This is a genomic window from Paraburkholderia yinzeri (genome assembly GCF_046581065.1).
GTDB lineage: Bacteria > Pseudomonadota > Gammaproteobacteria > Burkholderiales > Burkholderiaceae > Paraburkholderia.
This window is the reverse complement of sequence record NZ_JBFOCJ010000002.1, coordinates 965,334-990,353: the sequence shown is the minus strand read 5'-3', so window position 1 is coordinate 990,353 and position 25,020 is coordinate 965,334. Positions and strand designations below refer to the sequence as shown.

Genomic DNA, 25,020 nt, shown 5'->3' with positions numbered 1-25,020 from the left:
GCGGCGCTTTATGCATTTACTGGTCTGGATCGTCGCGCTCGCGCCGCCAGTGGCGGCGGTCGGCTATGTGATGTACGCGAACCTGCTCAATCCGCGCGTGGTTCAGCGCATCACCGGCAACTACGACGGCCTCTACTGGGATGCGGCCCAGCTTCAGATCGCCTACGCGCGCCTCGAAAGCCAGCTGCTGCTCTACGCGAACGGCACGGACCTCGATCTCGAAACGCTGCGGCTGCGCTACGCCGTGCTGCAGTCAAAGCTGAACGTCATGAAGGGCTCGACGCGTTCGCTCGTCGGCATGCCCGCGCTCATGCAGCGTCAGCAGGCCGACCTCGCCTCGCTCGACGCGGCAATCGCGTCGTTCGACGCGCAGCTCGCCGCGCTCGATAGCGAGCCCGCGCGCATCATGCCGATGGTCGAGGTGCTGCGCGAGCACTGGTCCGAGGTCACGGATCTCTCGCTGAACCGCCGTTACGCCGACATCATGGAGCGCGAGGACATCCGCCGCGACTTCATCACGAGGCGCCGCGAGCTTTTCGCAGCGGGGTTCATGCTGCTCGTGCTTTCCGCCGCGGCGGCCGTTTTGCTCGTGATGAACGGCTACCGGCGCACGCGCCTCTTGCGCCAGCAGCACGCGGCGCTCGAGGCCGAGCACCAGGCGAGCCGCGCCGCGCGCGAGGCGAGCACGGCGAAGGACGCGTTCCTCGGGATGATCAGCCACGAACTGCGCACGCCGCTGCATGCGATCGTCTCGTCGATCGAGCTGCTCGGTTTCAATTCGCATTCCGAAGCGGACCACAAGGTGATCCAGCGGCTCGACACCGCCGCGCGCCAGCTCGAAGCGCAGATGAAGGATCTCACCGACTACGCGCGGCTGGGCGCGGGCAAGCTCGAACTGCGCGAGGAGCCGTTCGATCCGCGCGAGCTTCTGCAGTCGATCGTCGATCAGAACGAGGCCGCCGCCCTGGGCCGGGGGCTCGCGTTCGAGCACGCGTGGCGCGGGGCGGCGCAGCAGATCGTGTCCGATCCGCATCGCATTCGCCAGATCGCCAACAATCTCGTGACGAATGCGATCCGCTATACCGAGCGCGGCAAGGTGTGCATCGAGTTCGTGCTGGAGGGGCGCACGCTGGCGATCGTCGTGAGCGACACCGGGCCGGGCGTGCTGCCCGAGCAGATCCCGCTCATCTTCAAGGAGTTCACGCAGCTCGACAGTTCGCGCTCGCGCCGCTACGAAGGCGCGGGCATGGGGCTCGCGATCGTGAGCGGCCTCGTGGCCCTGTTCGGCGGCACGATCGGAACCGACAGCCGCGTGGGCGAAGGCACGACTTTCACCGTGACGCTGCCGGTTGCTCCCGTGGAGGCGCTGGCCGACGCCGGCACCGGACGCGTGGCGGACGACGCACCGCGCCGCCCGCGCGTGCTCGTGGTGGACGACAATCCGCTCGTGCGCGAGTCGCTCTGCGAGATGGCGGCGCACATGGGTTACGCGCCGCTCGCGACCGCCAACGCCGACAGTGCGCTCGCGCTGGTGTCGACGCAGTCATGCGACGTCGTGCTGCTCGATCTGCACATGCCGGGCCGCGACGGCTATGCGTTCGTCGCGGGGCTCGACGCCGGCGCGACCACGGGCTTGCGGCCGCCGGTGATCGTGGTGAGCGCGGATGTCGCGGCGCTTACCGCAGGAGGCAACGTCAGCCCGTTCTTCGATTATCTGACGAAGCCCGTTCACTACGAGGAACTGCGCCGCGCCTTGCAGCGCGCGCTGGCCGTGCCGCGGCTCAACCGCGACTAACCGCGATTGAGACGTTTCGAAAGATCGGCGACAAGGATCGCCATGCGCGCGGGCTTTTCGTAGCACGCCACGTTGTAGTGGCGCACCACCAGGCTGATGTCCGACTCGCTCGCCTTGCCGGTGAGCAGCTCGCCGGTCAGCACGAAGATCGGTGCTTCGGGATTCTCGGACGCGCGGATCCGGCGGATCGCATCGGCGGCGGTCTGGCAGCCGAACAGCCAGTCGATCACCACGCCGTCGAACACCTGGTTCTCCAGTGCTTCCTCGAAGGCCGCGAGGCCGTAGATCGCCTGGGCCGCATAGCCGGTGTGTTCGAGATAATCGCGCAGGTTGTCGGCGGAGGCGCGGTCGTCGTCGACCACGGCGATCGTCGGTTTGTCGGCTTCGGCGCGGCGCGGATAGATCTCGATTTTGTGGACTTCACGCGCGTTCTGATAGAGCGCGCCGTCCGGACGCACCACGCGCCACTGGCCCTGCTTCTCGTACGCGACGAACTCGGGACGGCTGCCCGCCTCGACCGGTATGCCGATCCACGCGGTGCACGGCAGTTCGGCCGCGCTCACGCAAAGCAGGGCTTCCTGGGCGGTCGCGCCCACCACGCCCGGATCGAGCAACTGGGCGCCGAAGAGCTGGCCTGCCGGTTCGCCGAATGCTTCGGCGACCTTCTTGATTTGCGCGAGCGTCCACGGGCTGTTGCCGCGCAGCTTGCGGTGCCCTTGCGAAAAGCTGAGATCGAGGATCCGGCAAAGCTCGGTTGTCTGCTGGCGCTTGCCGATGCCATGACGGCTCATCAGCTCGCGCACGCGCTCCGCAACCGTGGCCGAGTCGGGTGAATGTCCAACGTTCGACATGCCTTGGGGGGGAAATCGTGGATTCAGTTTTTGAGTAGTAGTGGCGTGCGGCGGTGTGCTTGCCGCGACCGCGATGCCGGCTGCCGGCATCGCGGAGACAATATTCTAAACGCATAATTTGCCGCCGTCGCGGCTTTTTGTAAGACTCCTTTTGGTAAGTGAAACATTTGCTGTCTGCAGGATAATTGCACTTGGGTGTTGCGGCGAGGCAGACTCGCTGAGACTATGCGTGTTTCCGACTTTCCTGCGCCTTCGGGCGTGCCAACCGCGTGAATCCTGTTCAAGACGAAACGACCGTGCGAAATCACGGCGTGCCCTACTTCAGTCAGTGGGGCAGCCCCGGGTGGGTTGCACGCATCGCCGAGGATGGCGTCGATCCGTGCGGCGACCCGCAATGGCGCCGCAGCGGCTTTGACGAACCCAATGCCTACCGTTTCTGGGCGCAGCGTCTGTGCGGGCTCGCCTGCCTCGAATCGGCGCTCGACTACTGGGGCATCGCGCACGGCACGCGTGCCGATCTGCTCGAAGCCGCTTTACGGCACGGCGTTTATCGGATGCGGGAGGACGGCGGTGTGGACGGACTGATCTATCGTCCGTTTGCCGATTGGGTGGAGGCAGAATTCGGCGTGTGCGTCGAGGTGATGACCGACGAGGCGATCGAGGACACGGCCGCGCGCGTTTCGGCCGATACGCTGGCCATCGTTTCGGTTAGTGCCGAAATCCGCCGGCCCGAGCGTCCCAACCAGGAGCGCGGCGGCCATCTGATCCTGCTGCATGGCCGCGGCGATGGCGGGGTCTGGTTTCACAATCCGTCGGGCGTGGCGCCCTACCAGGCGGATGCGTGGCTTCCCTACGAGACCGTCGCGCGCTTTCACGCGCGACGGGGCATGGCGCTCACGCGGCCCGCCTGACGCGCGCCGTTTGCATGAGCCCGCGAGGCGGCTACGCGGGCCATGGCCATCTGTCACGCGTACTGCAATCCACCCAGCAACTGGCGCACCCGCGAGAGATCGCGGTTCATCGGCCCCGCACCTTCGAACAGCTCGGCGAGCCAGTCGACGAACACGCGCACGCGCGGCGACACCTGGCGCGTCTTCACGTAGGCGACCGAAACCGGGGTGGGCAGCGGTTTCCATTGCGGCAGCACCTCGACGAGCGAGCCGCTGTCCAGATACGGTTGTGCCGCGAGGCGCGGCGGCTGCACGAGGCCGAGCCCCTGCAGCCCGCAGGTGAGGTACGCGAGGTCGTCGCTCACGTGCACGAAGCCGTCCACCTTCACCTTCGTCGCGCTGCCGTCCACCTCGAAGTCGAATTCGAGCGGGCGGCCCGAGAGCGGCGAGAGGAAGTTCACCACCTGATGCGCCGCAAGTTCGTCGAGCGAGCCGGGCGAGCCGCGCCGTTCGAGGTACGCGAGGCTCGCGCAGGTCACGTGCTCGAGCACGCCGAGCCGGCGCGCCGCGAGCCCCGAGTCGGGCAGGCGCCCAAGCTGGATGCTGCAATCCACGCCTTCGCCGACGAGGTCGACGTTGCGCAGACTCACGCCGATCACGAGGTCGATCTGCGGATAGCGCGCGTGGAAATCGTCGAGCGCGGGCAGCACGATCGCGTTGGCGATCAGGCCCGGCATTTCCACGCGCAGGCGTCCGGTGATGCCGCCGGGCGACTGGCGCACGCTCGCCTCGGCCTCGTCGATGTCGGCGAGGATCTGCGCGCAGCGTTCGTAATAGGCGGCGCCTTCGGGCGTGAGCGAGAGACGCCGCGTGGTGCGCACGAGCAACTGGGTGCCGAGCAGCGCCTCGAGGTTTTGCAGAATCGTGGTCGCGCTCGCGCGCGGCATGTCGAGCGACTGTGCGGCTTTCGTGAAACTGTTGGTGTCGACGATGCGAACGAAGGTACGCATCGCCTGGATACGGTCGATCACGGGCAAGCTCCTGGTTACTGACTTGAGAGATCCGCAGTGCTGCGAGAAAGCGCTGAGCCGCGAAGCGAATGGAGCGGGTCGCGGTGCCGGCGTCTGCGGAGAAGGGCGCGCGGCGGTTGAGGGGGCGGGCGCCGGCGCTACGCGGGATCGCGCGGCGCCGGGCGGAGTGCGGGAGGCGGGCGGGCCGTCAGGAACCGACGGCCCGGCAGGTCGGGCGGTGTCGGTCTTGCTTAACGGGCAGCAGCGCGCAGGGTGTCGAGGTCGATCACGAAGCGGTACTTCACATCGCTCTTGAGCATGCGCTCGTAAGCGGCGTTGATGTCCTGCATCGCAATCATTTCGATGTCCGACGTAATGCCGTGCTGCCCGCAGAAGTCCAGCATCTCCTGCGTTTCCTGGATCCCGCCGATCAGCGAGCCCGCGAGGCGCCGCCGCTTGAAAATCAGGTTGAACACCTGCGGCGACGGGTGATCGTGCTCGGGCGCGCCAACCAGCACCATCGTGCCGTCGCGGCGCAAGAGCTCGATGAACGGGTTCAGGTCGTGCTGCGCGGCCACGGTGTTGACGATCAGGTCGAAGCTGTTCGCGTGCGCCTGCATCTGCTCCGGGTCCTTCGAGATCACGACTTCGTCGGCGCCGAGGCGCTTGCCGTCTTCGATCTTCGAAGGCGACGTGGTGAACAGCACCACGTGCGCACCCATGGCGTGCGCGAGCTTCACGCCCATGTGGCCGAGACCGCCCAGGCCAACGACGCCGACCTTCTTGCCGGGCCCCGCGCCCCACGTGCGCAGCGGCGAGTACGTCGTGATCCCGGCGCAGAGCAGCGGTGCGGCAGCCGCGGCGTCGAGGTTCTCGGGCACGCGCAGCACGAAGGCTTCGTCGACCACGAGCTGCGTCGAGTAGCCGCCGTAGGTGGTTTCGCCGTTCACGCGGTCGATACCGTTATAGGTGCCGACAAAACCGTTTTCGCAATACTGTTCCAGGCCTTCGGCGCAGCTTGCACAGGTGCGGCACGAATCGACGAGGCAGCCTACGCCCACGAGCTGGCCGACCTTGAAACGCTGGACGCCCGGCCCCACTTCGGCCACGCGGCCGACGATCTCGTGGCCCGGCACGACCGGATAGATCGAGTTGCGCCATTCGTTGCGCGCCTGGTGCAGGTCGGAGTGGCATACGCCGCAGAACTGCACGTCGATGCGCACGTCCTGCTCGCGCAGGTCGCGGCGCTGGAATTCGAACGGCGCGAGTGGCGTGCTGGCGTTGCTGGCGGCATAACCGTAAGTCGGATACATGTAGGTGCGCTCCTGTTGGTGCATGTGCGCCGGGGGTGGCGGCAGGGTTCCCATCCTAAGGACCGGGACCCACCCAGGGAATACCTGAATCTATCGAAGACTTGCCTGATTCTCCTGGCGGTCGGCGTAAGCGCGAGATTGGTGATAGATTTCGAGCCTGTTCCTCTGCTACGCCTTTGCATTAGGGGCACATACGATATGGCACAGATCCAGGCTTTGATTGCGCCGTCCGGCGACCCCGCCCACGACGAACCCGTCGACCCGACGGGCGACACCACGCACCGCCGCACGGTCGAGCTGCTCGCGCGGCTCACGCACCGCGACGGCCCCAATCCCTCCGCGCTCGAAGGCGTGACCCTCATGCGCGCGAGCGTGGCGCGTCCGCGCACGCCGGTCATGTACGAGCCGAGCATCTTCATCGTCTGCCAGGGACGCAAGCGCGGTTTTCTGGGCGAGCAGGTGTTCGTGTACGACGCGCAGCAGTACCTCGTGCTTTCGGTGCCGCTGCCGTTCGAATGCGAGACCGAGGCGAGCCCGGACAAGCCGCTGCTCGGCATTTCGATCCGCGTGGATCTCACGATGGTCGCGGAGCTGCTGATGGCGCTGAACGAATCGCGCGGCAACGCGGTTTCGGAGCCGCGCGGCATCTACGCCACCGAACTCGATGCGCCGCTCTCCAACGCCGTGCTGCGTCTCGTCGAAGCGCTCGCCGCGCCGTGCGACGCGCGCATTCTCGGGCCCTCGATCGTGCGCGAGATCATCTATCGCGTGCTGACGGGCGTGCAGGGCGATGCCATCCGCGCGGCGCTGGCTCACCAGCACCACTTCGGGCGCATTGCGAAGGCGCTGAGGCGTATTCACGCGGACTACTGCGGCACGCTCGACGTCGACACGCTCGCGAGCGAGGCGGGCATGAGCCTCGCGGTCTTTCACGCGCACTTCAAGGCCGTGACATCGACGTCGCCGATGCAGTACGTCAAGACGACGCGCCTGCATCACGCGCGCCTCCTGATTGCGCACGACGGCCTCAATGTGAGCGCGGCGGCGACGCGCGTGGGCTATGAGAGCGCCTCGCAGTTCAGCCGCGAGTTCAAGCGCCTGTTCGGCCTGAGTCCGGCCGACGAGATGCGCCGGGCGCGCGGCGAGGCCGTGGGGCCCGCGCCGCGCGTGACGCCGCCCGCGCCGCGTTATGTGACGGCGGTGTGAGGGCTGTCGGCGGCGAGGGACGTAAAAGGACGGCGCGGCGGGAGCCAGGCTTTTTGCGGCCGCCTCATCGCCTCATGGCTCGACGACGTTGAAGCCGCCGTCGAACTGGTCGAGCGCCCCGAAGAGGGCGCCGAACACGCCCGCATCGCCTTCGAGCACGATCGCGCGCGCCTTCACCGCTTCCTGGAAGCCCGTTTCGCCGCAGAGAATGGCGTTCAGGGTCTCGCGCGTCATGGTGACGACAAGCTCCGGGTGCCCGCCCGGCGGCACGGCCGAGCAGCTCAGGACACCGTGCTTGAGGCTCAGCGTCCAGGTTTCGTCGACGTCGGTGAAGCGCCACACGATACATGCCTTCAGATGTTGCGCCTTGAGCCCGTCCAGCCGCACGGCCAGGTAATCGAAGAACATCGGCGCCGTCATCGCGCAGATCATGTCGCGGCTGCGGGCGCCGAACTGGGTCGACGTATCGTGACGCTCGCGCAGTTCGCGCGCACCCAGCAGGAACGCATTGCGCCAGGTGGCCGATTCGGCCTGGTAGCCCATTTGCTCCAGCGCCGCCGCGCCCAGCTCGCGGGCCTCGCGCAACTGGGGTTGCGCGAACACCAGATGGTTCATGACCTGTGCGACCCAGCGGTATGCGCCGCGTTCGAAGTCGCGCCGCGCGCGCTCCAGCATGGCGCTCGCGCCGCCCATGTATTCCACGTAGCGCACGGCCGAGGCCTCGGGCGGCAAGGCGTGCAGATTGGCCGGGTTCCCGTCGTACCAGCTCAGGTAATGCTGGTAGATCGCCTTCACGTTGTGCGAGAGCGTGCCGTAATAACCGCGTGTATGCCATTTCGCGTGCAGTGCGTCGGGCAGGCGGAGCTGTTCGGCGATTTCCGCCGCATTGAGGCCGTGATTCATCATCCGCACGGTCTGATCGTGCAGGAACTTGTAGAGATCGCGCTGCGCTTCGAGATAGTCGACGATGCGCGCGTTGCCCCAGGTCGGCCAGTTGTGCTGGGCGAACACCACTTCGGCCTGACGTCCGTAGCGATCGAGCGAGGCGCCCAGATAGCGCGACCAGAGTTGCGCGTTGCGCACCTGGGTACCGCGCAGCGGACACAGATTGTGCAGCGAGCGCGTGCCGTTTTCGGCCAGATTGAGCGCCCGTTCCTGCGGGAAGTAGAAGTGCATTTCCGCCGGCGCTTCGCTTTCCGGCGTGAGCTGGAACACGATCTCGACGCCGTCGATCACGTGGATTTCCGTCTCTTCGCGGATGAGATGCGTGGGCGCGAGCAGCGTGATGGTTCCGCGCGGAATGTTCTTGCCCATGCCCGCGTCGATCTGGCAGCACGCATTGCGCGCCAGCGTGTGGCCGAACTGGAACTGGGCGCGGCGCGCCATCGCCGTGCCCGCCGTCACGTTCTCGGCAATGGCGGCCTCCATGAAGCCGGACGGCGCGAAGATCTTCACCCGGCCAGCCAGCACGTCCGCTTCGTCGACCACGCCGCGCACGCCGCCGAAGTGGTCGGCATGGCTGTGGCTGTAGAGCACGGCGACGACCGGGCGCTTCGGACGGTGTGCGTAGTAGAGCGCGAGCGCGGCGGCGGCGGTCTCCGTGCAGGTCAGCGGGTCGATGACGATGAGCCCGCTCTCGCCTTCGATGAACGTGATGTTGGAAACATCGAAGCCGCGCACCTGGTAGATGCGTTCCGTCACGCGAAAGAGCCCGTGCAGCGTGTTGAGGCGGGCGTGACGCCAGAGCGCCGGGTGGGCCGTGTCGGGCGCCTGCGGCGTATCCAGGAAGGCGTAGTCCGCGAGGCTCCAGACCAGATTGCCATAGGCGCCGCGAATTTCCGCATCCGGGATCGTGCCGATGAAGCCCCGCGACGCGTCGGCCTCTTCGAGCGGGTCGTCGGGCGGCAGTTCGCGCAAGGCGCGCTCGTGGGCCGCGATGGTGGCGGCGGTGGCGGGCAGCGGATCGACGCCTGGGCGAAACGTTTCGTCATGCAGAGTAGTCATGCGGATTGTCCTGGTTCTCGTGCCGTGTGGGCAATGCAGGGTTGGGGGTTCAGCGTGCCGACTTGCGGATCATGTCGGCGGCTTTTTCGCCGATCATCATCGCCGGAGCATTCGTGTTGCCGCCGATCAGGCTCGGCATGATGGAACAGTCGACCACGCGCAGCCCTTCGCAGCCGTGCACGCGCAACTGGGGATCGACGACAGCAAGCGGATCGTTCCCGCTGCCCATGCGGCAGGTGCCCACCGGGTGATAGAGGCAGTCGGCGTGCTCGCGAACGAACGCGCGCAGGCTGGTTTCGTCGGCGAAACTTTCGCTCTTCATCTCGCGCCCGCCCAGGTCCTTGAGCGCGGGCTGGCTGAAGACGTTGCGCATCATGTGGATGCCGGCGATGAGCGTTTCCATGTCGCTCTGCGCGCTGAGAAGACGCGTATCGATGAGCGGCGCCTCGCGCATGTCGCGCGAGCGCAGGCGCACATGGCCGCGGCTTGCGGGGCGCAGCACGCAGACGTGGCCGGAATAGCCGTGGCCGAGCTTGCGGCGGCTGCCCATGTTGCGGTTGCCGATCAGCGCGACCGTGAAGACCAGGTTGAGGTCCGGCCGGTCGAGTTCGGGGCGGCTCTTCACGAAGGCGCCCGCTTCCACGAAGTTCGAGGTGAGCATGCCGGTGCGCTCGCGCCGGTAGCGGCGGATCTCCCTGAGGAGGCGCAGGCCGCCGCCCAGCGTCGCGCCGAAGAGGTCCTTGCTGTCGAGCTGCATGTTGATGACGATGTCGAGATGATCCTGCAGGTTTTCGCCGACCCCAGGCAGGTCGTGGCGCACTTCGATGCCGAACGATTGCAGGTGCGCGGCGGGGCCAATGCCGGAGGCCATCAGCAGTTGCGGCGAGTTGAAGACGCCGCCGCTCACGATCACTTCGCGGCGAGCGCGCAGGGTCGTCTCGACGCCGTCGCGCACGACGACCACGCCCACGGCGCGGCGTCCCTCGAATACGAGCCGCAGCGCCTGGGTGCCCGTCAGGACGTGCAGGTTGCCGCGCCCGCCGTTGTAGCGCCCGCCGGCGGTTTCGCCGCGATGCAGGTAGGCGCGCGACGCGTTCCAGCGTTCGCCGTTGTGCTGCGTCACCTGGTAGAAGCCGAAGCCTTCCTGCTCGGCGCCGTTGAAGTCGTCGTTCAGCGTGTGGCCTGCCTGCTGGGCGGCAAGCAGGAACTGCCGGCTGAACGGATTGGGCGAGCGCAGATCGTTGACGTAGAGCGGGCCTTCGGTGCCGTGCCAGGGGTTGTCGGTGCCCGCGAAGCGCCGGTTGTTCTCGCTGCGTCTGAAGTAGGGCAGAACCTCGTCGAAGCCCCAGCCCGCGCAGCCGTTCGCCGCCCAGTCGTCGTAGTCCTTGCGATGGCCGCGGATGTACACCATCCCGTTCAGCGACGACGATCCGCCGAGGACGCGCCCGCGCGGCTGGTAGCTGCTGCGGCCGTTCAGGCCCGGCTGAGGTTCGGTGTAATAGCCGTAGTTGTATGGGCCCGGCTTGACGACCGTTTTGGCGAGGCCGATGGGCGTCCAGATCAGATAGTGATCGTCAGGGCCGCCGTTTTCGAGCACGGCGACGCGCACCGTGGGATCCTCGCTGAGGCGGCCCGCCACGGCGCAACCGGCCGAGCCGGCCCCGATCACCAGATAGTCGAATTCGCCTGCCACGGGAAGTGCGGTTTGTGCATGCATGATGTGGGCCTTGTCATGGAGAGGCTTGCGCATGCCCGCGCTCGCCTGTCCTGCTTCTGTTGTTTTCAAGGAACCCGGTGCCATGAAGCGGTCCGACTCGCGTTTGTCTCCCGAAGGCGCAAGTCTGACCCGCGCGCAGCGGACGGTAGTCTCGTGCGCGCCCCGGGCTGCGTCGATGCAGGGTAAGGGCGGGGCGCGAGGGGGCGGCCCACCCGGATCAGGGAGGTAGCGCACTCCTGGCGCATGCAGATCATGCGGAGGCAGGATTCATTTGCCCATGGGCTGCCGTCCCGCTACGTCGGGCAGCCCACGCTTCGCCCCCAAAACCCGCCGGTCCGACCGGGGCCATGCCTTATCATTTCGTCTGCGTCGCCCAGATCCGGCAAGGAACCCGCACCAGCGTGGTGCCCGTCCGCCACCCAGGACTTAGTCAGGACCCGTCAAGGTTCGAAGAATGCAAACGTTGATCGAGGCTTTGCATCGCTATGCAGCCCTCGTGGTGAACCAGTTCTACGAGGAGCTGGCCCGCCTCCCCAAGTCCCGGCGCATCCTCGAAATGCTGTCGGCGGACGAGCTCGACCATCTCAAGTCGAAGCAGATCCAGAATCTCCTCGCGTTGGCGAACCCCGGCCTCACCACGCACGACCATGCCGACATGGCGCTGCGCATCGGCCGCATCCATGCGATCGTGGGGCTCGACAAGGAGGAGCTCGCGCGCAGCCGCGGCATTCTGCAGGAGCTGCTGTACAAGCTGATCGGCACCCAGGTGAGCGGGCACGCGCTTTCGTTCTACGCGCGCCGTCTCACTTCCGATCTCGCCTGGCAGCTCAAGGCTTATCAGGAGGTGCAGGATTCGCAGCAGGAGGTGCTGTTGCGCGTCACGCGCATCGTGTGGGAAGCGGATGGCTACACGGACTTCATCGACCATCTCGTCAAGGCGTTTTCCGGTCACGAGGAAACCGCGGCGTGCACCATCGGCAGGCCCGATGGTCTGGGCATCTTCCACTTTGAGGCGGGCACGGGCGCCGGGGTGCCCAAAGGGCTGATCGAGCTGCTGACCGAATCGGGCCGCGCCGTCAGCGTGCGCGCCGATCATGCGCAGGGGCAGGGGGCGATCGGGCGGGCATGGCGCAGCGGCAAGCCCGAGCGCGTGGTCAACTATCAGACCGATCCGCTCGTGGCGCAGTGGCGCAACGTGGCGAAGGACCTGGGGCTGCGCTCTTCCGTGGCGATTCCGCTTGCCGCGCCCGGCCAGCCGCCGATCGCGATTCTCATGCTGTATAGCGCGTTTCCCGGCGGATTCATCGGGCCTCACCAGGTGGCGTTCATCGATCTGCTGCAGACGCTGCTGGGCTGCGCGGCATTGCGCATCCAGACCCACGACGGCATCAGCGAGGCCGTGCCGGTGAGCCTGCGCCAGCATTGGGCGGCGCTCGTGCGCACCGGGGCGCTGGAAATGCATTATCAGCCGCTCCTGAACCTGCGCACCTGGGACGTCGTCAAGGTCGAGGCATTGGCGCGGCTGCGCGACGGCGAACGCCTGCTTCAGCCCGACGAGTTCCTTCGCGCGCTCGCCTCCGACGACCTGCTTGCGCTTTACGCGCGCGGCGTCGACGAAGCGCTGGCCGACCGTGGCCGCTGGCTGCGCGATGGCCTCGACCTGGAAATCTCGATCAACCTTCCGCCCTCGGCGCTCAACGACATCCGCTATTTCGAGGCTACGCGGGCGGCGCTCGAAGCGCATGCCTGCCCCCCCGTTCGCCTCACGCTGGAAGTTCTGGAGAACGAATCGCTATCGCTCGGCGAGGGGCAACGGGCGATTCTCACGCGCTTTCGCGAGCTTGGCGTGCTGCTGGCGCAGGACGATCTGGGTTCCGGCCACAGCGGGCTTGCACGGCTGCGCGAGCTGCCGTTCGACTCGATCAAGATCGACCGCGAGATCGCGCGGGTCGACCGCGACGACGCGCTCGACGTGCTGCGCTTCATTTATCAGTTGACGCGGCTGGGCCACGCGCTGGGCAAGCTCGTGCTGGCGGAGGGCATCGATTCGCCTGATCTGTTGCGCGCGCTGACCGTGCTGGACGTCGACGGTGCCCAGGGCTACGCGATCGCGCGGCCGATGGAGGCGGCTCGTCTGCTCGAGTGGATGGCGCGGCGGCCACCCTGCCCGTATGCTCCGCCGGGCGAGAGTCTGCTTGCACGTCTCGCGCGCTTCGTGATCTGGGAGGAGCGCGTCGCGTTGATCGCCGCCGTTCCCGGCGTTGCGCCATGGCTGGCGGGAGAGTCCCCTCCGGCACAGGCGCCGGCGTTCGTGACCTCGCTCGCCGGGTTCGACGGCATCCTGCCGCCTGGCGAGGTGCGCACGGCTTTGCAGCGCAGGCTGCTGGACGCGCTGTTGAGTGGCGGGCGCAATAGCGATGTGTACCGCGGTGCGGTGCGGGCGTTGACGAACACGATGATGTTGGAAGGGGAGGGGTAGGGCATCCCGTCGTTACGATTTACGTTATCAGCACTTGTTTCTCGCTAAAGAGATGTCTTGTAAAACGTTCGAGCAAGTGGCCTCCGGCTAGCCATTTTGGCCAGGCACCTGTTGGAGAATTACGTCGACAGGTGGATTGGGGATGCTGCATCACACACGTCAAGGCAAAGGGAACACCGAACGGGTTTTCCACGCCATTGATGTCAGGGCTATCGCTTTGCGCCCCCAACGCTGCCCGACCGGTTTGCAGCATTTTCCCGCAACTGCGGCACATAGCTTTCGGGTTCGAACAGCATGCCCTGCACGGGCTGATCTCCGAGGGACGCGCCCAGCCAGGTGGACCAGCCAAGCTGGTGCGAGTCGCCCATCACCGCAGGCGTGGCGCTCTGCGGCTTGATCTTCAGGTCCAGCTGCCAGCTGAATTCCCGGCCCACGAATACCCGCACGCACTCGATGAGCTTGAGCAGATCGTTACCCCGGGGTGTGAAACGGTGGTAGTCCGCCATGTCGAGCGGTCCGATCACGATGCGGAAGCGCTGTCGCCGGTCGGGCACCATATCCCCGAGCATCGCCCCCATCGCCAGGCATGACGACATCCGCTTCCCGCCCATGCGACTGCGACACTCCGGTTCGATCGGCATCCAGTGCGGGTCGCATTCCACGATCTCCACCGGCACGCCGAAATAGCGGGCCAGGGTGCTGCGCAGCCCGTCCGGGTTGCGGCTCTGGCGCACCAGGTGCGGCGCAGCCGACAGGCGCGCATGCACGGGCAGCGGGGCAGGCCGCTCGCGCCACAGCACATGGCCTGCCAGTGCCGACACGTACCGCGAGAACCGGTCGTCGTCGGGCCGATCGAGGCTGGCGGCGGACTGCGTTGACGCCCAGGCGCGGTAGAACAGCGTGAGCGAGCGGTGGTGGAAGATGTCGAGGAAGTTACTGAGCGTCGGGTCGCCCCGCAGTTCTTCGCGCTCGCGGGCAATTTCCGTGACGTGAATCGGCAGCGGGCCGTTCGGGCCCAGCATGCCCAGGCTGTAGAGGCGGATGCGCAGCTTGCCGTTGACGACCTTCGCGTCCGCGATCTCGCTGGGCGCGAAAATCAGGCTCGGCTTCTGGCCGACCCTGAAGGGTTCCGTAGCAGGCAGGCTGGCCGTGCCGGCCGGATCGATGGCCGGGTTCGCATTGATCCGGCGCATCAGCGCAAGGAACCCGTAATTCCAGGGCGTGGCCTGCAACCAGTCAATCAGTTCGACTGGGAGGGCAACGGTGAGTTTGGTCCGGTCCATCAATTTCCCTTGGTGGAATCAGGCCGCGTCAGCGGCCCGGACAAGTCATTTAAGGCTCGATATCAGACTGCATCCACATGTGGCGTGATGCCCCTGCCGCGCAACCGGTACACCCTTGTCGCGTATCTTCGGATCGCCTTCGAGAATCACGTTCGGGCTTACGTCGGGATGCTGCGGGCACTTCACCTCATCGCCTTTGCGGGCAACGCGGACGCCCTTGTAGCGCATGGTTCTGGAGGCGGTGACGACTTCGCCGCCATGGTCGGTGGTGTCACCGAGCCGGATGAGATCGATCATGCAAGTTCTCCTTAGTGTTCGGCTGCGGGTGGGAACGGATCTACGAGGTCGGCGGTATGAACCCAGCCGGTTGTAACTTTGCCGACAGACTCACTGAAATAATCGGGATCGAAATAACGAACATAGGAAAAGCCATCCCGCGTCTCCACGAGCGCAACAATGTCATCTTGAGTCAAATAACCACTTCGTTTGATATATCGGCCATCAATTTCATTATGCAAAATTGTCTTTTTTCTAACAACTCGAATCCCAGTCGCTTGGATTTTTTTATTTTCAAAATATCGGTAATCAGGAATTTTTCCACTCCTAGAAAAAACACCAACTCCCCCCCCACATCCCGGAGGCTCCACGTTTGTTCTCATAGTCCATTCATCTTGATTTTTATTTATTTTGCCGCGAGTATCATATATCGAATTCCGCTGCTCATATTGAAATTGCCCAATCTCCAAAGAGAATGTATTTACCTCAATGGAACGTCCATCACCCCCAATATCTTTCCAAGCACTGCCCGGTGCCTGAAATATGAAAAAATCACACGTCTTTCCCTTTTCAGTTGCCACATAGTAGCCCTGAATCCCATGCTCAGACTCGAAAATCACGAGCCCCGGATCACTAAAGGTAATTAACGTCCCGGCACTTGCAATCTGCGCCAATAAAATGCAAATCAATCCCGCAAATAATCTACTTGAGCTCATTATAAAATTCCTCCAAATCGGCAGCGTAATTCGGATTATGAATCTTCCACTTAGTGCCATTGTAGGAAGACGCCACCTCCTCCCATTTCTTATTCGCCAATCCATGAATCGCCAATGCCTTCTCTTTTTTCATGAATTTTTCAAACATAAGAACATGAGCATCAACTCCTTTCATGTACTCATTTACCAATTCAATTGGTGAGTCGCATCCACATGATTCATAGTACTCACCCAAAACCTGAAATCCCCCCCAAGAACACGACATAATCGCCGCATCCAAGTCTAGATTTGTCGCTCTAACAAATCGTTCATATTGGTGAAGACCCTCTGCGCCAAATTCTCCGCTTTTAGGATTGCATATATCCGGATACTTCAAGGCGTAAGGGTGTGGTGGGCGTTTTTTAGTTTTTTTATCAATTGGAGGGGCCGTAAAATCATAAAAATGATGCCGCTCAAACAGAATTCTCGGTAGACCATTGGAATCAAATCCATGATCCAATACCCATTTACCCTTTCCAATCGTCTCTTGTTTTGTCAACGCCTTTACTGCTGCTGCCTCACATCCAAAAGATGTCGCCAAATAGTTGAAATGATCCTCAGTGAACGCGGCAGGATTCGGATAATTTAATCGTGACCCCAGCACATTCAGCACGACGGTTCGTGGCTTTCCGTTATCCACGACCTTGTAGTGGTGCTCAATGGTGGTGGTCGTTTTCTTCTTCCCGGTCTTGTCATCCGTCGTCGTCTCCCTATGCTTCTCCGGGAAATCCTTCTTGACCTTCCCCTGCTCGGTCACCTTCTGCGACCACCCGATGTACGGCCCGAAGTCGTGGACCAGGCGCTCGATGGTCATGACCTCGCCATCCTTGACCACCGGAAGATCGAGGTTCTGCTCCAGTTCCTCCTTCGGCGTCAGCTTCGTCGTCGCTTCGATGTGGTACTCGGGGCTGACGATGGTGAACGCGCTGATATCCTTTTTGGGTGTCACCGTCGCTTTCCAGACATACTCGCCGCGCCGGTTCTTCACCAGAACGTCAATCGGCTGGTTGCGCGCGGCGTTCTGGATGGTCATGGCGTAACCGTCCGCGTCCGTGGCAACTTCGGTCTTGTTGTCCACCAGGGGCACGGAAGGGTCCGGTGCCGGTGAGCCGTCAGTGGCCTGACCGAATGTCCATGCAGGCGCGGCGGGTGTCCCCGTGCCGCCCTTGATCTGCACCGACAGCCCTTCAATCGGCTTTTGCAGGGTGTCCCTGAATACGAACGTCACCTGCACATAGGGCGATGGTGGGGTTTGGGGCGCGGCGGGTTGCTGCGGGTGATGCGGATGAGCCATGTGTTACCTTTGACAAGTCACTTTAAAAAAACGGCAGATATCAGGCGAAGCCGTCGGCAAGCTCTTCATGGTCGTAGGCGTCCTCCACGACGCCCCAGTCTCCGGCCCCGACCTCGCACTTCACCTTCACCGGTTCCGCCGTGCTGACTGTCAGCGTTGCCCCATCGGTCAGCATGCCCTGCTGCCCGAGCGTGCCGTCCGGCAGGTAGATGCGGTAGGGCTGGTTGGCGAGCGTCAGACCGTCTCCCCGGTTTGCGGCAACCGTACTCACATCGAACGTCTGCGAATACAGTTCTTCCGCGTTCTGTGTCATCGGTGTCACGGGCATCGCGGGTAGCGGCAGGCGCATGGACGACGCGGCAGGCGCGTCCCAGTCCGGGGTTTTTTCGAGGATCGGTCCCGGCGAGCCGTTGATGATCCCGTCGCCGTTGATCTGGATGTACGAGCCTCCCGCTCCGATCCATACCTCGGTCTTCGCGTTGATAATGACCGTTCCGCTGGAACTGCTGATCGTGAAGTCCCCGAACGACGCCAGCGATATCGGCCCGGATTGCGCCTGCATCTGGAGCGCGCCCTTCGCCGCGTAGAATTTCATGCCGTCCTGGTAGGCGAACAGCGAGATCGAACCGCGCGTCGAGATGTGGTATGAACGCCCAACCGAGGCGCTGTAGTCTCGCCCCGCCGTCACCGCGTGGTCGTTCACGCTCGCCATGTGCGTGCTGTCCGTCGCCGTCGTCGCAATGCCCGCCGCACTGGCCACTACCACATCCGGGCGCGTCAGTTCCGGCGAGGGATTGTCCGCCGTCTTCTGCCCGCCCCTGATCGCCTCGTTCTGCGCCTTGATGGTGCGGGCGGCCTCGGCCTGACCGGAAGTCACCGTCTGCGCACCATGCTTCTGTGCGAGTTGTGACAGTTCCTCATGCTGCTGTCGCGCCTGGGTGAGCCGCGCCACCGTCTCGCCCATGTCCATCATCGGGGCCGTTGCCCCGGCCCGCGTCTCGGTCGTCACCAGCATGCCCTTGTTGGCCCGCACGACCCCGTGCGCATCGGTGGCCATCTCGATACCCTCACCGCGCGCCACCGTGCGCCCCCTGTTGCCCTCGATGCGCGTATTGAACCCCGCCACGAACCGCGAGTTCGCCTGGTCGCTCGCCACCTGCACCTGGAGCCTGCCGGGCGTGTCGTCCGTCACCACGCTGTTCGACGCGATGCTCTTGCCTCCAATGTCCTGGCTGCGCCAGCCCGACAGCGCGTCGTTGCCCTGACCCGGCAGGTCCCACGGCGTCGTGTTGTCGTTCGTCGTATGGCTCGACAGTACGAACGGACGATCCGGGTCCTCGTTGATATAGCCCACGTGCACGTGGTCATCCACGCGCGGAATCCAGACCGCCCCGTAACGGTTGCCCTGCCACGGCTGCGACAGCGGCACCCAGCACGTCGCGCGACCGTCGCGTTTGCCCCGCCGGTCCCACGTCATCCACAGCTTGAGCCGCGCCATCTGGTCCGTGCAGATGATGTCCTTGTCGTACCCCGCCACGATGGCCGTCTCCGCGAACGCGCGCGGCTTCTTCGCGGTCAGCGGCGTGCGGTACACCTCGTTGGCGTCCTGTGCCGTGAAGCTCGTTTTGCACGTGTACTCGCGCTGCGGCTGTCCGCTTTGCGTGACCGTATCGTTGTTCACGATCTCGATCTTCGTGCCCGTCACTACGTATTCCATGTTGGCCGGGGCATACGGGAAGCCTTCCAGGTAGAACGCGAAGCCCGTCTTCAGCCCCCGCAGGTTGCCCTTACCCCTGATCCGCAGGGACTTGCAGCGGTGCGCCTCGGCCCGCATGCGCGCCAGGTGGTCCGCCTCGAACTCCCAGTCGTTGCGCTCGCCATGCAGGCCCATGCCGCCCTGGAGCGGCTGCGCGTACTCGGCCGGGATATATTCCTCGGCGTTGTCGCCCGTCGCCGCGCGGTGGATCTGGATCGTGCGGTTCAGGTTCGCCTCGCCCCACGTATAGTCGTAGTCCGTCACCGTCACCTTGCCGGTCGTGAGCGCACGCGACAGCGCCAGCTTGTGGATGTGTTCCTCGTCAATGCGCTGGCCGCCCCGGTCGAGGTAGCGGATCGTCCGCCAGGCCGCGCCGTGCTTTTTCCAGCTCGCGCCGTCGAACAGCCCCAGGGTGTCCTTATCGTAAAAAAACGTGATGCCCCACTCCTGCCATAGGCGGTTCAAAAAATCCCAGTCGCTTTCGTACCATTGGCGTACATAGTCGCGCTTCGGGTAGCTCTTGCGCCCATAGCCGGGACCGTCCACGCGGTAACGCACCATCACCGGATAATCCGCCAGCACCTCGCGGGTGATCCCGATCACGTCCTGGTCCAGGAACACCCGGTTTTCGCGGTTCAGGGTCAGCAGCCAGAGGCTGGGCCGCAGGCGCAGGCGCCAGGTCACGCGCCGCTCGTCCGCCCCCAGGCACTTCACCCCGGCGATCACCCCCGAGATTTCCCGCACGTCCGCCCCGGTGTTGACCGCGCCGCCGTCCGCCCGGGTGCCGTTGCCCTCGCAGGCGATCTTCACCGTCATGTGCTTGCCGACGAGCTTGTTGACGTTGACGTACCGGGGCACCTGGGTAAAGTGAACCGCCTCGATGGTCGTGACGTCCACCTCGTAGTCGTAGAGGCGGCCCAGCTTCTCGACGCCGCGCAGGCGCGCGGCCACGAAGAGGGGCGTGCCGTGGTATTCCGGGAACGCGTCGCTTGCCACCTCCAGCGTGCGCGGCTGGGTATTCCAGGACATCCGTGATCCTCCTTACAGAACCTCGCGCGTGCCCTCACGCGTGGGCCAGGTGAAAATGGGACCACGCTGCTGCGTGCAGAACGTGGTCCGGGTAAAGGCATGGGACGAAACGTGGCGCGCCACGTACCGCTCCAGCACCAGCGCGAACGTGAAGGGCGACATGCCTTCGAACGCGGCCTCGTCGAAGGTGAGCGTGACGCCGATGCCGCGCATGTACGTCAGGTCGCCTCCCAGCCGGTGGTGGTCGTGTACCGGCATGGCAAGCGCACCCGTGAGGCCGTCGAGCTGGCGCTGCATGACAGGCTCGCCCGCCCCCAGGTACGGCTGGAGCATCAGGCGCAGCCCCTCGCCTGGCGAGGGTTCGTCGTATTCGTCATCGAAGGCGCCGTATTCGAGATTCATCTGCCGGATCAGTTTCCACGTCGCCTCGCCCCACGCAAGCGGTGGCCGGGGTAGCGTCGGAGGCCGCACAAAGCCGACGCTGGCGACCGACTTCGCACCGTTGGCCACGAGATCGTCCACGCCGTCGTGCGGCAGGGTGCAGGGCAGGTCGCCGTTGGTCAGCCACGCGTCGAGCATGACGTGCCGCACACCCGTGTCGTCCGGTGTCTGGTCGTGGGCGAGCAGCGTCAGCCACGTGTGGGTGCGGATGAAGGGCTGGCGGGTGCGGTAGCGGCGCACATTGCTCGCAGGCTGGTCCAGTTCGCAGTGCAGTGTGAACCAGCGTTCATCGCCGCGCTCGTCATCGGGCCGCGCCACGTCCAGCGGTGAGAACGGTATCGCACCGTCCTCCCCGGCCTCGTCCCCGTCATCATCGACGCGCCCCGTGACGCGCTGCACCGAATGCACCTCGTAGTCGTCGGGTGCACTCACATAGGGCACGAGCCGGTGCTCACGTGCGTCGGGATCGACCCGGAGCTTTTCCGTGCGCACCGGAAAAAGGTTGATCGCGGGCGTACAGAACAAGGCGAACTGTGCGGCGTCGACGTGCTGCGCGAGGTCACCGGCCTCGCGATCGAGCAGCAGCACGATTTCCGCCTCGGGACCGTCGATCCTCGATAGCCCGCCCGCGAGATCGGTGAGGGTAAAGAACCAGAAGCGCGAGGCCATGGCGAAGTATTCGTGTACAAGATTGTGCCCGTGGTACATCGTGTGCACGGGCGGCAGGAGGCTATGCTCCGGCTCCAGCCCCTCGTACTCCACGGCACGCTGCATGTGTCCATGGCGCAGGCCGTTCTGGAAAACGCCGTGCAGCTCACCTGTCGGAAACTGGCCTGGCACGCCGGTCACGCTGGCAAGCGTCGCGGTATGGACCAGCTCGAACAGGTGCGAGGCAATGCGAGGCTCGCCGCACAGGTACACGGGCAGGCGGTCGAAGCCTGCCAGCTCACGAATTGCCGTGCCGTTGGTGGTGCGCAGCCGCAGGCGCAGCGAGCCGCGTACCCGAGCGTTGCCGTGCACCTGGCGGTACAGGTCGGGCATGTCCGGGGGGACACCGCCCAGGCTCGCATGGACGATTTCAACCGGTCGCATGGTCAGATCGAAGGCGGTGCGGAACTCACAGGCCGACCGTCCCAGCTCTGCACCGGAGAACAGCCGCGTGCCGCGTGGCAGCACTTCGCCTTCGCCGCCCTGGCCAGTCCTGTAACCGGGATAGAAGCGCACCACGGCCATCGAGGGCAGCGGCGCGACATAGTTGGGGTGGACGCACGCGAGCTGGCGATGGGTGAAGGCATCGGTCGCGCGGTCGGTACGCATGCGCGTGCGCGCATTCATCCAGGCCGAGGCCTGGATGAGACGCTGCGCATACGGGTCCGCAGTCTCACCCGTTTCCAGCATGCCGAACCGTCTGGCGATCTTGGCATGCCGAGCCGCGAATTCGCCGGTCAGAGCCGTCTGGTACTTCAGTTCGCGCAGGTAATAGTCGGGGAGTTTCGGGTCCATTGTCTTCCTGTCAGAATGACAGGAAGGCTTGATAGCGAATCACGAAAATTCCTGTGCGATATGTCAATGCGTTGCTGAACATTCCTGCTCGTCTCCCTGTCAGACAGCGTGCTGAAGTCAGTCCCGCAACCATGCGACCGGGACGAACGCTGACTATGTGCCAGCCCGGGAGTGTCTCCAATCAGATATTTCTGAAACGCCAGGGGATGCCAACAAAATTGTGAAAAAAGCGCCCGTGTGGGCGCCCAAAGATGGACCCGACAACCCCGTATCGGAAAGCTGCGTGAGATACGGAGACGTGGTTAATGCCGATGTTGATGATCGGGCCGTGGAACACGCCGCCCATGACTCGCATCCAATCTTGCGGGCAGGATTAACGCTGCCCGTGTCGTATCAGCTCGCCCCTATGCCATCGTCGTCACGTAGCGCGGCGGCACGCAGTGTCTCGTCGACCGCGACAATCCCACCGACTTCGGCATAGCGCTGCAGGCAGTGCTGGATATCCAGCGCGCGCATGGCTTCTATGGCCGCACTGTGTGTCGCGTTATCTGGCGCCACAACCATGATGCGCGAACGTGCGCATGGCCTTGGCGTAATATCGCATCACGTGTTCGACCTTGTGCCCGATTCCGTGCGCGCGCTCGAAGCAGCATTCGAACGTGTGCTGGCTTCGGGCGGCGCAGGCGACCGACGAATTCGATACGCTTGCCGATCTGGTGCGGTGCACAGCGGGGCGACGCATCGGCCCGCTGCGCGTGCGCGGATTGCTTTCATCGAGGCCCCCATCGCATCCCCGTCTGCAGTCTCACTCCGGCAGCGCGCCGGTCATATCGGCCTGTACCGCCGATGGCTGGCGGCGCTGCAGCACGGCGATGCAGATGAGCGAAGTGCCCGCGAGCGCGCTATAGAACAGCGCGAGCGGCCACCATTGTCCGGGGAAGTCGTGCGCGAGCAGCGTGCCGACGAGCGGCGTGAGCCCGCCCGCGAGCGCCGCACAGCACTGGTACGAAATGGAGATCGCCGAGTAGCGCACGCGCACCGGGAACGCGTTGGTCATGAAGCCGGCCATGACGGCATACGAGCTCGACATGCACATCACCGCAACGGCAATGCCGATCACGATGGCGGTCGGACGTCCCGTGGAAACGAGCACGAACATGGGATAGGGCGAGAGCATTGCGAGGCCCGCGGCCACGATGAGAAAGCGGCCCGAGCCCACGCGCTGTGCGAACCAGCCCGAAGCGAGCTGCGTGAACAGTTGAATGAACGCGACGACGAAGAGGCAGTCGAGGATCAGCGCGCGATCGAGCCCGAGCGTTTGCGTCGTGTAGTTCAACATGAACGTGTTGACGAACCACGCGCCCGCCACGCCGATCACGTTTGCGCCGAGGCACAGCAGCACGCTGCGCCAGGCGTCGCGCAGCACCTCGACGATCGGCATGGATGCCGTGCGCCGCTGTGCCTTGAGCGCCTCGAATTCGGGCGACTCCCTCACGCCAGAGCGGATCAGGAGACCCACGACGAGCAGCACGGCGCTCGCGAGGAACGGCAGGCGCCAGCCCCAGGCGAGAAGCGCGTCGTGGTCGAGATGCGCGACGCTGCGAAACGCAAGCAGCGCGAGGATCAGGCCTGCGGGGCTGCCGAGCTGCGCGAACGACGCGAGGAAGGTGCGCTTCTCGCGCGGCGCGTGTTCGCCGGCCATGAGGACGGCGCCGCCCCATTCGCCGCCGATGGCGATGCCCTGCGCCACGCGCAGCAGCACGAGCAGGGCGGGCGCGAGCGCTCCGGCATTGGCGTAGGTCGGCAGGAAGCCGATGCCCACGGTGCCGACACCCATGATCGAGAGCGTGGCGACGAGCGCCTTCTTGCGGCCGATCCTGTCGCCGAGATGGCCGAACACGAGGCCGCCGAAGGGCCGCGCGAAAAAGCCGACGGCAAACGTGCCGAACGAGGCCAATGTGCTGTAGAACGGCTCGTTCGATGGGAAGAACAGCTTGCCGAAGATGAGCGCGGAGGCCGTGGCGTAAATGTAGAAGTCGTACCACTCGATGGTGGTGCCGACGAAGGCGGCGAGCGAGGCGCGTGCGGGTTGGCGCGCCGTCGCGGCGGGAGCTGCGGGTTGGGTCATCGTGTGTCTCCTTTGCGATCGGTTGGAGCCGGCTCGGGCCGGTCTATATTCCGTTTGCACTACTATGTGACGATCAGCCCTTCACGACGCCAGCCTCGAAAAGCCGCGCCTGAGTCTCGCGGTCGATGCCGAGTGCGTCGAGCACCTCGCGCGTGTTCCCGCCGAGCGCGGGCGGCTTCGTGCGGTACGTCGCGGGCGTGCGCGAGAGCTTGACCGGCGCGCCGGTGCCGAGATAGCCGTCCATTTCCACGAGCATGCCGCGGTGCCGCGTGTGCGGATGCGCGACCACGGCATCGACGGTCTGCACCGGGCCGCACGGCACGCCATATGCCATGAGTTCGCGCGCGAGCGGCTCGCACTCGTGGTCGGCGAGGCGTGCTTCGAGCGCGGCCTTCAACTCGGACCGGTGCGCGCAGCGGCTGCGGTTGTTTGCGAAACGCGGGTCGTCGGCGAGCGCGGGCACGCCCAGGTGAGCGCACAGCTTCGCGAACTGCCGGTCGTTGCCTACGGCGAGGAAGATCGGCGCGGTACGCGTGGCGTAGCTGTCGTAAGGCGCGATATTCGGATGAGCGTTGCCGCTGCGCTGCGGCGTGCGGCCGTTGCCGAAGAAGTTCGGCAGATGCGGATGCAGCAGCGAGACCCCGCAGTCGTAGAGCGCGATATCGACGGACTGCCCCTGGCCGCTCTTCTCGCGCTCGGCCAGCGCAAGCAGGATGCCGGCCAGCGCGTTCAGGCCCGTCACCATGTCAACGATCGGCAGGCCGATGCGCAGCGCGGGGCCGTCGTGCTCGCCGTTCACGCTCATGAGCCCGGCCATCGCCTGGATCACCGCGTCGTAGCCGGGCAGGCCGCCGAGCGGGCCGTCCGCGCCGAAGCCGGAGACCGCGCAATGGATGAGGCGCGGAAAGCGCGGGCGCAAGTCGCGTTCGTAATCCATTCCCCAGCGCGCGAGCGTGCCGGGCTTGAAGTTCTCCACGAGCACGTCGGCGCCTTCCAGCAGTTGCCAGAGGATCTCGCGGCCTTCGTCGCACGAGAGATCGACGGCGATGCCCTGCTTGTTGCGGTTCACGCCCACGTAGTACCACGCGGTCTCGTCGAGGAAGGGCGGGCCCCAGCCGCGCGTTTCGTCGCCGTCGGGCGGTTCGAGTTTGATGACCTCGGCACCGTGGTCGGCCAGCGCCTGGGTGCAGTACGGACCGCCCAGTACGCGGCTCAGGTCGATCACGCGCAGGCCATGCAGCGCGCCGTTCACGGCAGAGGATTGGGTGGGCTTGCTATCGTTCATCGTGG

At 65.0% G+C, this 25,020-nt stretch carries 18 protein-coding genes; 4 read left to right on the top strand and 14 right to left on the bottom strand.

What is annotated here, in order from left to right:
* The first annotated feature begins 10 nt into the window (after nucleotides 1-10).
* Nucleotides 11-1,795: an ATP-binding response regulator gene (locus WJ542_RS21460; RefSeq protein ID WP_411191476.1), complete on the top strand. Its 1,785-nt coding sequence runs from the start codon at nucleotides 11-13 to the stop codon at nucleotides 1,793-1,795.
* On the opposite strand, the gene WJ542_RS21455 is transcribed toward WJ542_RS21460, so the two are convergent.
* On the bottom strand, nucleotides 1,792-2,646 hold the full coding sequence (locus tag WJ542_RS21455; protein WP_411191474.1) for a helix-turn-helix domain-containing protein: 855 nt from the start codon (nucleotides 2,644-2,646) through the stop codon (nucleotides 1,792-1,794). The two genes, WJ542_RS21460 and WJ542_RS21455, sit on opposite strands and share 4 nt — an antisense overlap.
* Before the next feature lie 296 nt (nucleotides 2,647-2,942).
* Here WJ542_RS21455 and WJ542_RS21450 point away from each other — a divergent pair, with 296 nt between their 5' ends.
* Entirely contained in the window at nucleotides 2,943-3,557 is a 615-nt protein-coding gene (locus tag WJ542_RS21450) for a C39 family peptidase (protein WP_411191473.1), read from the top strand.
* A gap of 53 nt (nucleotides 3,558-3,610) precedes the next feature.
* On the opposite strand, the gene WJ542_RS21445 is transcribed toward WJ542_RS21450, so the two are convergent.
* On the bottom strand, nucleotides 3,611-4,567 hold the full coding sequence (locus WJ542_RS21445) for a LysR family transcriptional regulator (protein WP_411191472.1): 957 nt from the start codon (nucleotides 4,565-4,567) through the stop codon (nucleotides 3,611-3,613).
* Nucleotides 4,568-4,797: 230 nt separating this feature from the next.
* Nucleotides 4,798-5,859, bottom strand: coding sequence for an NAD(P)-dependent alcohol dehydrogenase (locus WJ542_RS21440; RefSeq protein ID WP_411191471.1), 1,062 nt, complete (start codon nucleotides 5,857-5,859; stop codon nucleotides 4,798-4,800).
* A gap of 198 nt (nucleotides 5,860-6,057) precedes the next feature.
* Here WJ542_RS21440 and WJ542_RS21435 point away from each other — a divergent pair, with 198 nt between their 5' ends.
* A complete protein-coding gene (locus tag WJ542_RS21435) occupies nucleotides 6,058-7,065 on the top strand; it encodes an AraC family transcriptional regulator (RefSeq protein ID WP_411191470.1) in 1,008 nt (335 codons plus the stop codon).
* 72 nt (nucleotides 7,066-7,137) lie between these two features.
* Here the strand turns inward: WJ542_RS21435 and WJ542_RS21430 are convergent, their stop codons facing one another.
* Together WJ542_RS21430 and WJ542_RS21425 are read right to left on the bottom strand one after the other, a co-directional pair.
* Nucleotides 7,138-9,069 (bottom strand): alkyl/aryl-sulfatase, encoded by a 1,932-nt coding sequence (locus WJ542_RS21430; protein WP_411191469.1) that lies wholly within the window; start codon nucleotides 9,067-9,069, stop codon nucleotides 7,138-7,140.
* A 49-nt stretch (nucleotides 9,070-9,118) separates the two neighbouring features.
* Entirely contained in the window at nucleotides 9,119-10,786 is a 1,668-nt protein-coding gene (locus WJ542_RS21425; RefSeq protein WP_462848305.1) for a GMC family oxidoreductase, read from the bottom strand.
* A gap of 454 nt (nucleotides 10,787-11,240) precedes the next feature.
* On the opposite strand from WJ542_RS21425, the gene WJ542_RS21420 reads away from it, so the two are divergent.
* A complete protein-coding gene (locus WJ542_RS21420; RefSeq protein WP_411191465.1) occupies nucleotides 11,241-13,265 on the top strand; it encodes an EAL domain-containing protein in 2,025 nt (674 codons plus the stop codon).
* 209 nt (nucleotides 13,266-13,474) lie between these two features.
* On the opposite strand, the gene tssG is transcribed toward WJ542_RS21420, so the two are convergent.
* The 9 genes from tssG to WJ542_RS21375 form a co-directional block, all read right to left on the bottom strand.
* A complete protein-coding gene (gene tssG / locus WJ542_RS21415) occupies nucleotides 13,475-14,548 on the bottom strand; it encodes a type VI secretion system baseplate subunit TssG (protein WP_411191464.1) in 1,074 nt (357 codons plus the stop codon).
* Nucleotides 14,549-14,593: 45 nt separating this feature from the next.
* Entirely contained in the window at nucleotides 14,594-14,845 is a 252-nt protein-coding gene (locus tag WJ542_RS21410) for a PAAR domain-containing protein (RefSeq protein WP_411191463.1), read from the bottom strand.
* An 11-nt stretch (nucleotides 14,846-14,856) separates the two neighbouring features.
* Nucleotides 14,857-15,540, bottom strand: a complete 684-nt coding sequence (locus tag WJ542_RS21405) for a hypothetical protein (protein ID WP_411191462.1) — start codon at nucleotides 15,538-15,540, stop codon at nucleotides 14,857-14,859.
* Nucleotides 15,527-16,873, bottom strand: a complete 1,347-nt coding sequence (locus tag WJ542_RS21400; RefSeq protein ID WP_411191461.1) for an N-acetylmuramidase family protein — start codon at nucleotides 16,871-16,873, stop codon at nucleotides 15,527-15,529. The genes WJ542_RS21405 and WJ542_RS21400 overlap by 14 nt, the downstream gene beginning before the upstream one ends.
* Nucleotides 16,874-16,913: 40 nt before the next feature.
* Complete coding sequence (locus WJ542_RS21395; protein WP_411191460.1) at nucleotides 16,914-19,658, bottom strand: type VI secretion system Vgr family protein; 2,745 nt, start codon at nucleotides 19,656-19,658, stop codon at nucleotides 16,914-16,916.
* A gap of 12 nt (nucleotides 19,659-19,670) precedes the next feature.
* The gene (tssF, locus tag WJ542_RS21390) at nucleotides 19,671-21,602 is read right to left on the bottom strand and encodes a type VI secretion system baseplate subunit TssF (RefSeq protein ID WP_411191459.1); all 1,932 of its coding nucleotides are present in this window, start codon (nucleotides 21,600-21,602) and stop codon (nucleotides 19,671-19,673) included.
* A gap of 393 nt (nucleotides 21,603-21,995) precedes the next feature.
* A complete protein-coding gene (locus WJ542_RS21385; RefSeq protein WP_411191457.1) occupies nucleotides 21,996-22,118 on the bottom strand; it encodes a hypothetical protein in 123 nt (40 codons plus the stop codon).
* 289 nt (nucleotides 22,119-22,407) lie between these two features.
* A complete protein-coding gene (locus WJ542_RS21380) occupies nucleotides 22,408-23,730 on the bottom strand; it encodes an MFS transporter (protein WP_411191455.1) in 1,323 nt (440 codons plus the stop codon).
* A 73-nt stretch (nucleotides 23,731-23,803) separates the two neighbouring features.
* The gene (locus WJ542_RS21375) at nucleotides 23,804-25,015 is read right to left on the bottom strand and encodes a CaiB/BaiF CoA transferase family protein (protein ID WP_411191454.1); all 1,212 of its coding nucleotides are present in this window, start codon (nucleotides 25,013-25,015) and stop codon (nucleotides 23,804-23,806) included.
* Nucleotides 25,016-25,020: the final 5 nt, after the last annotated feature.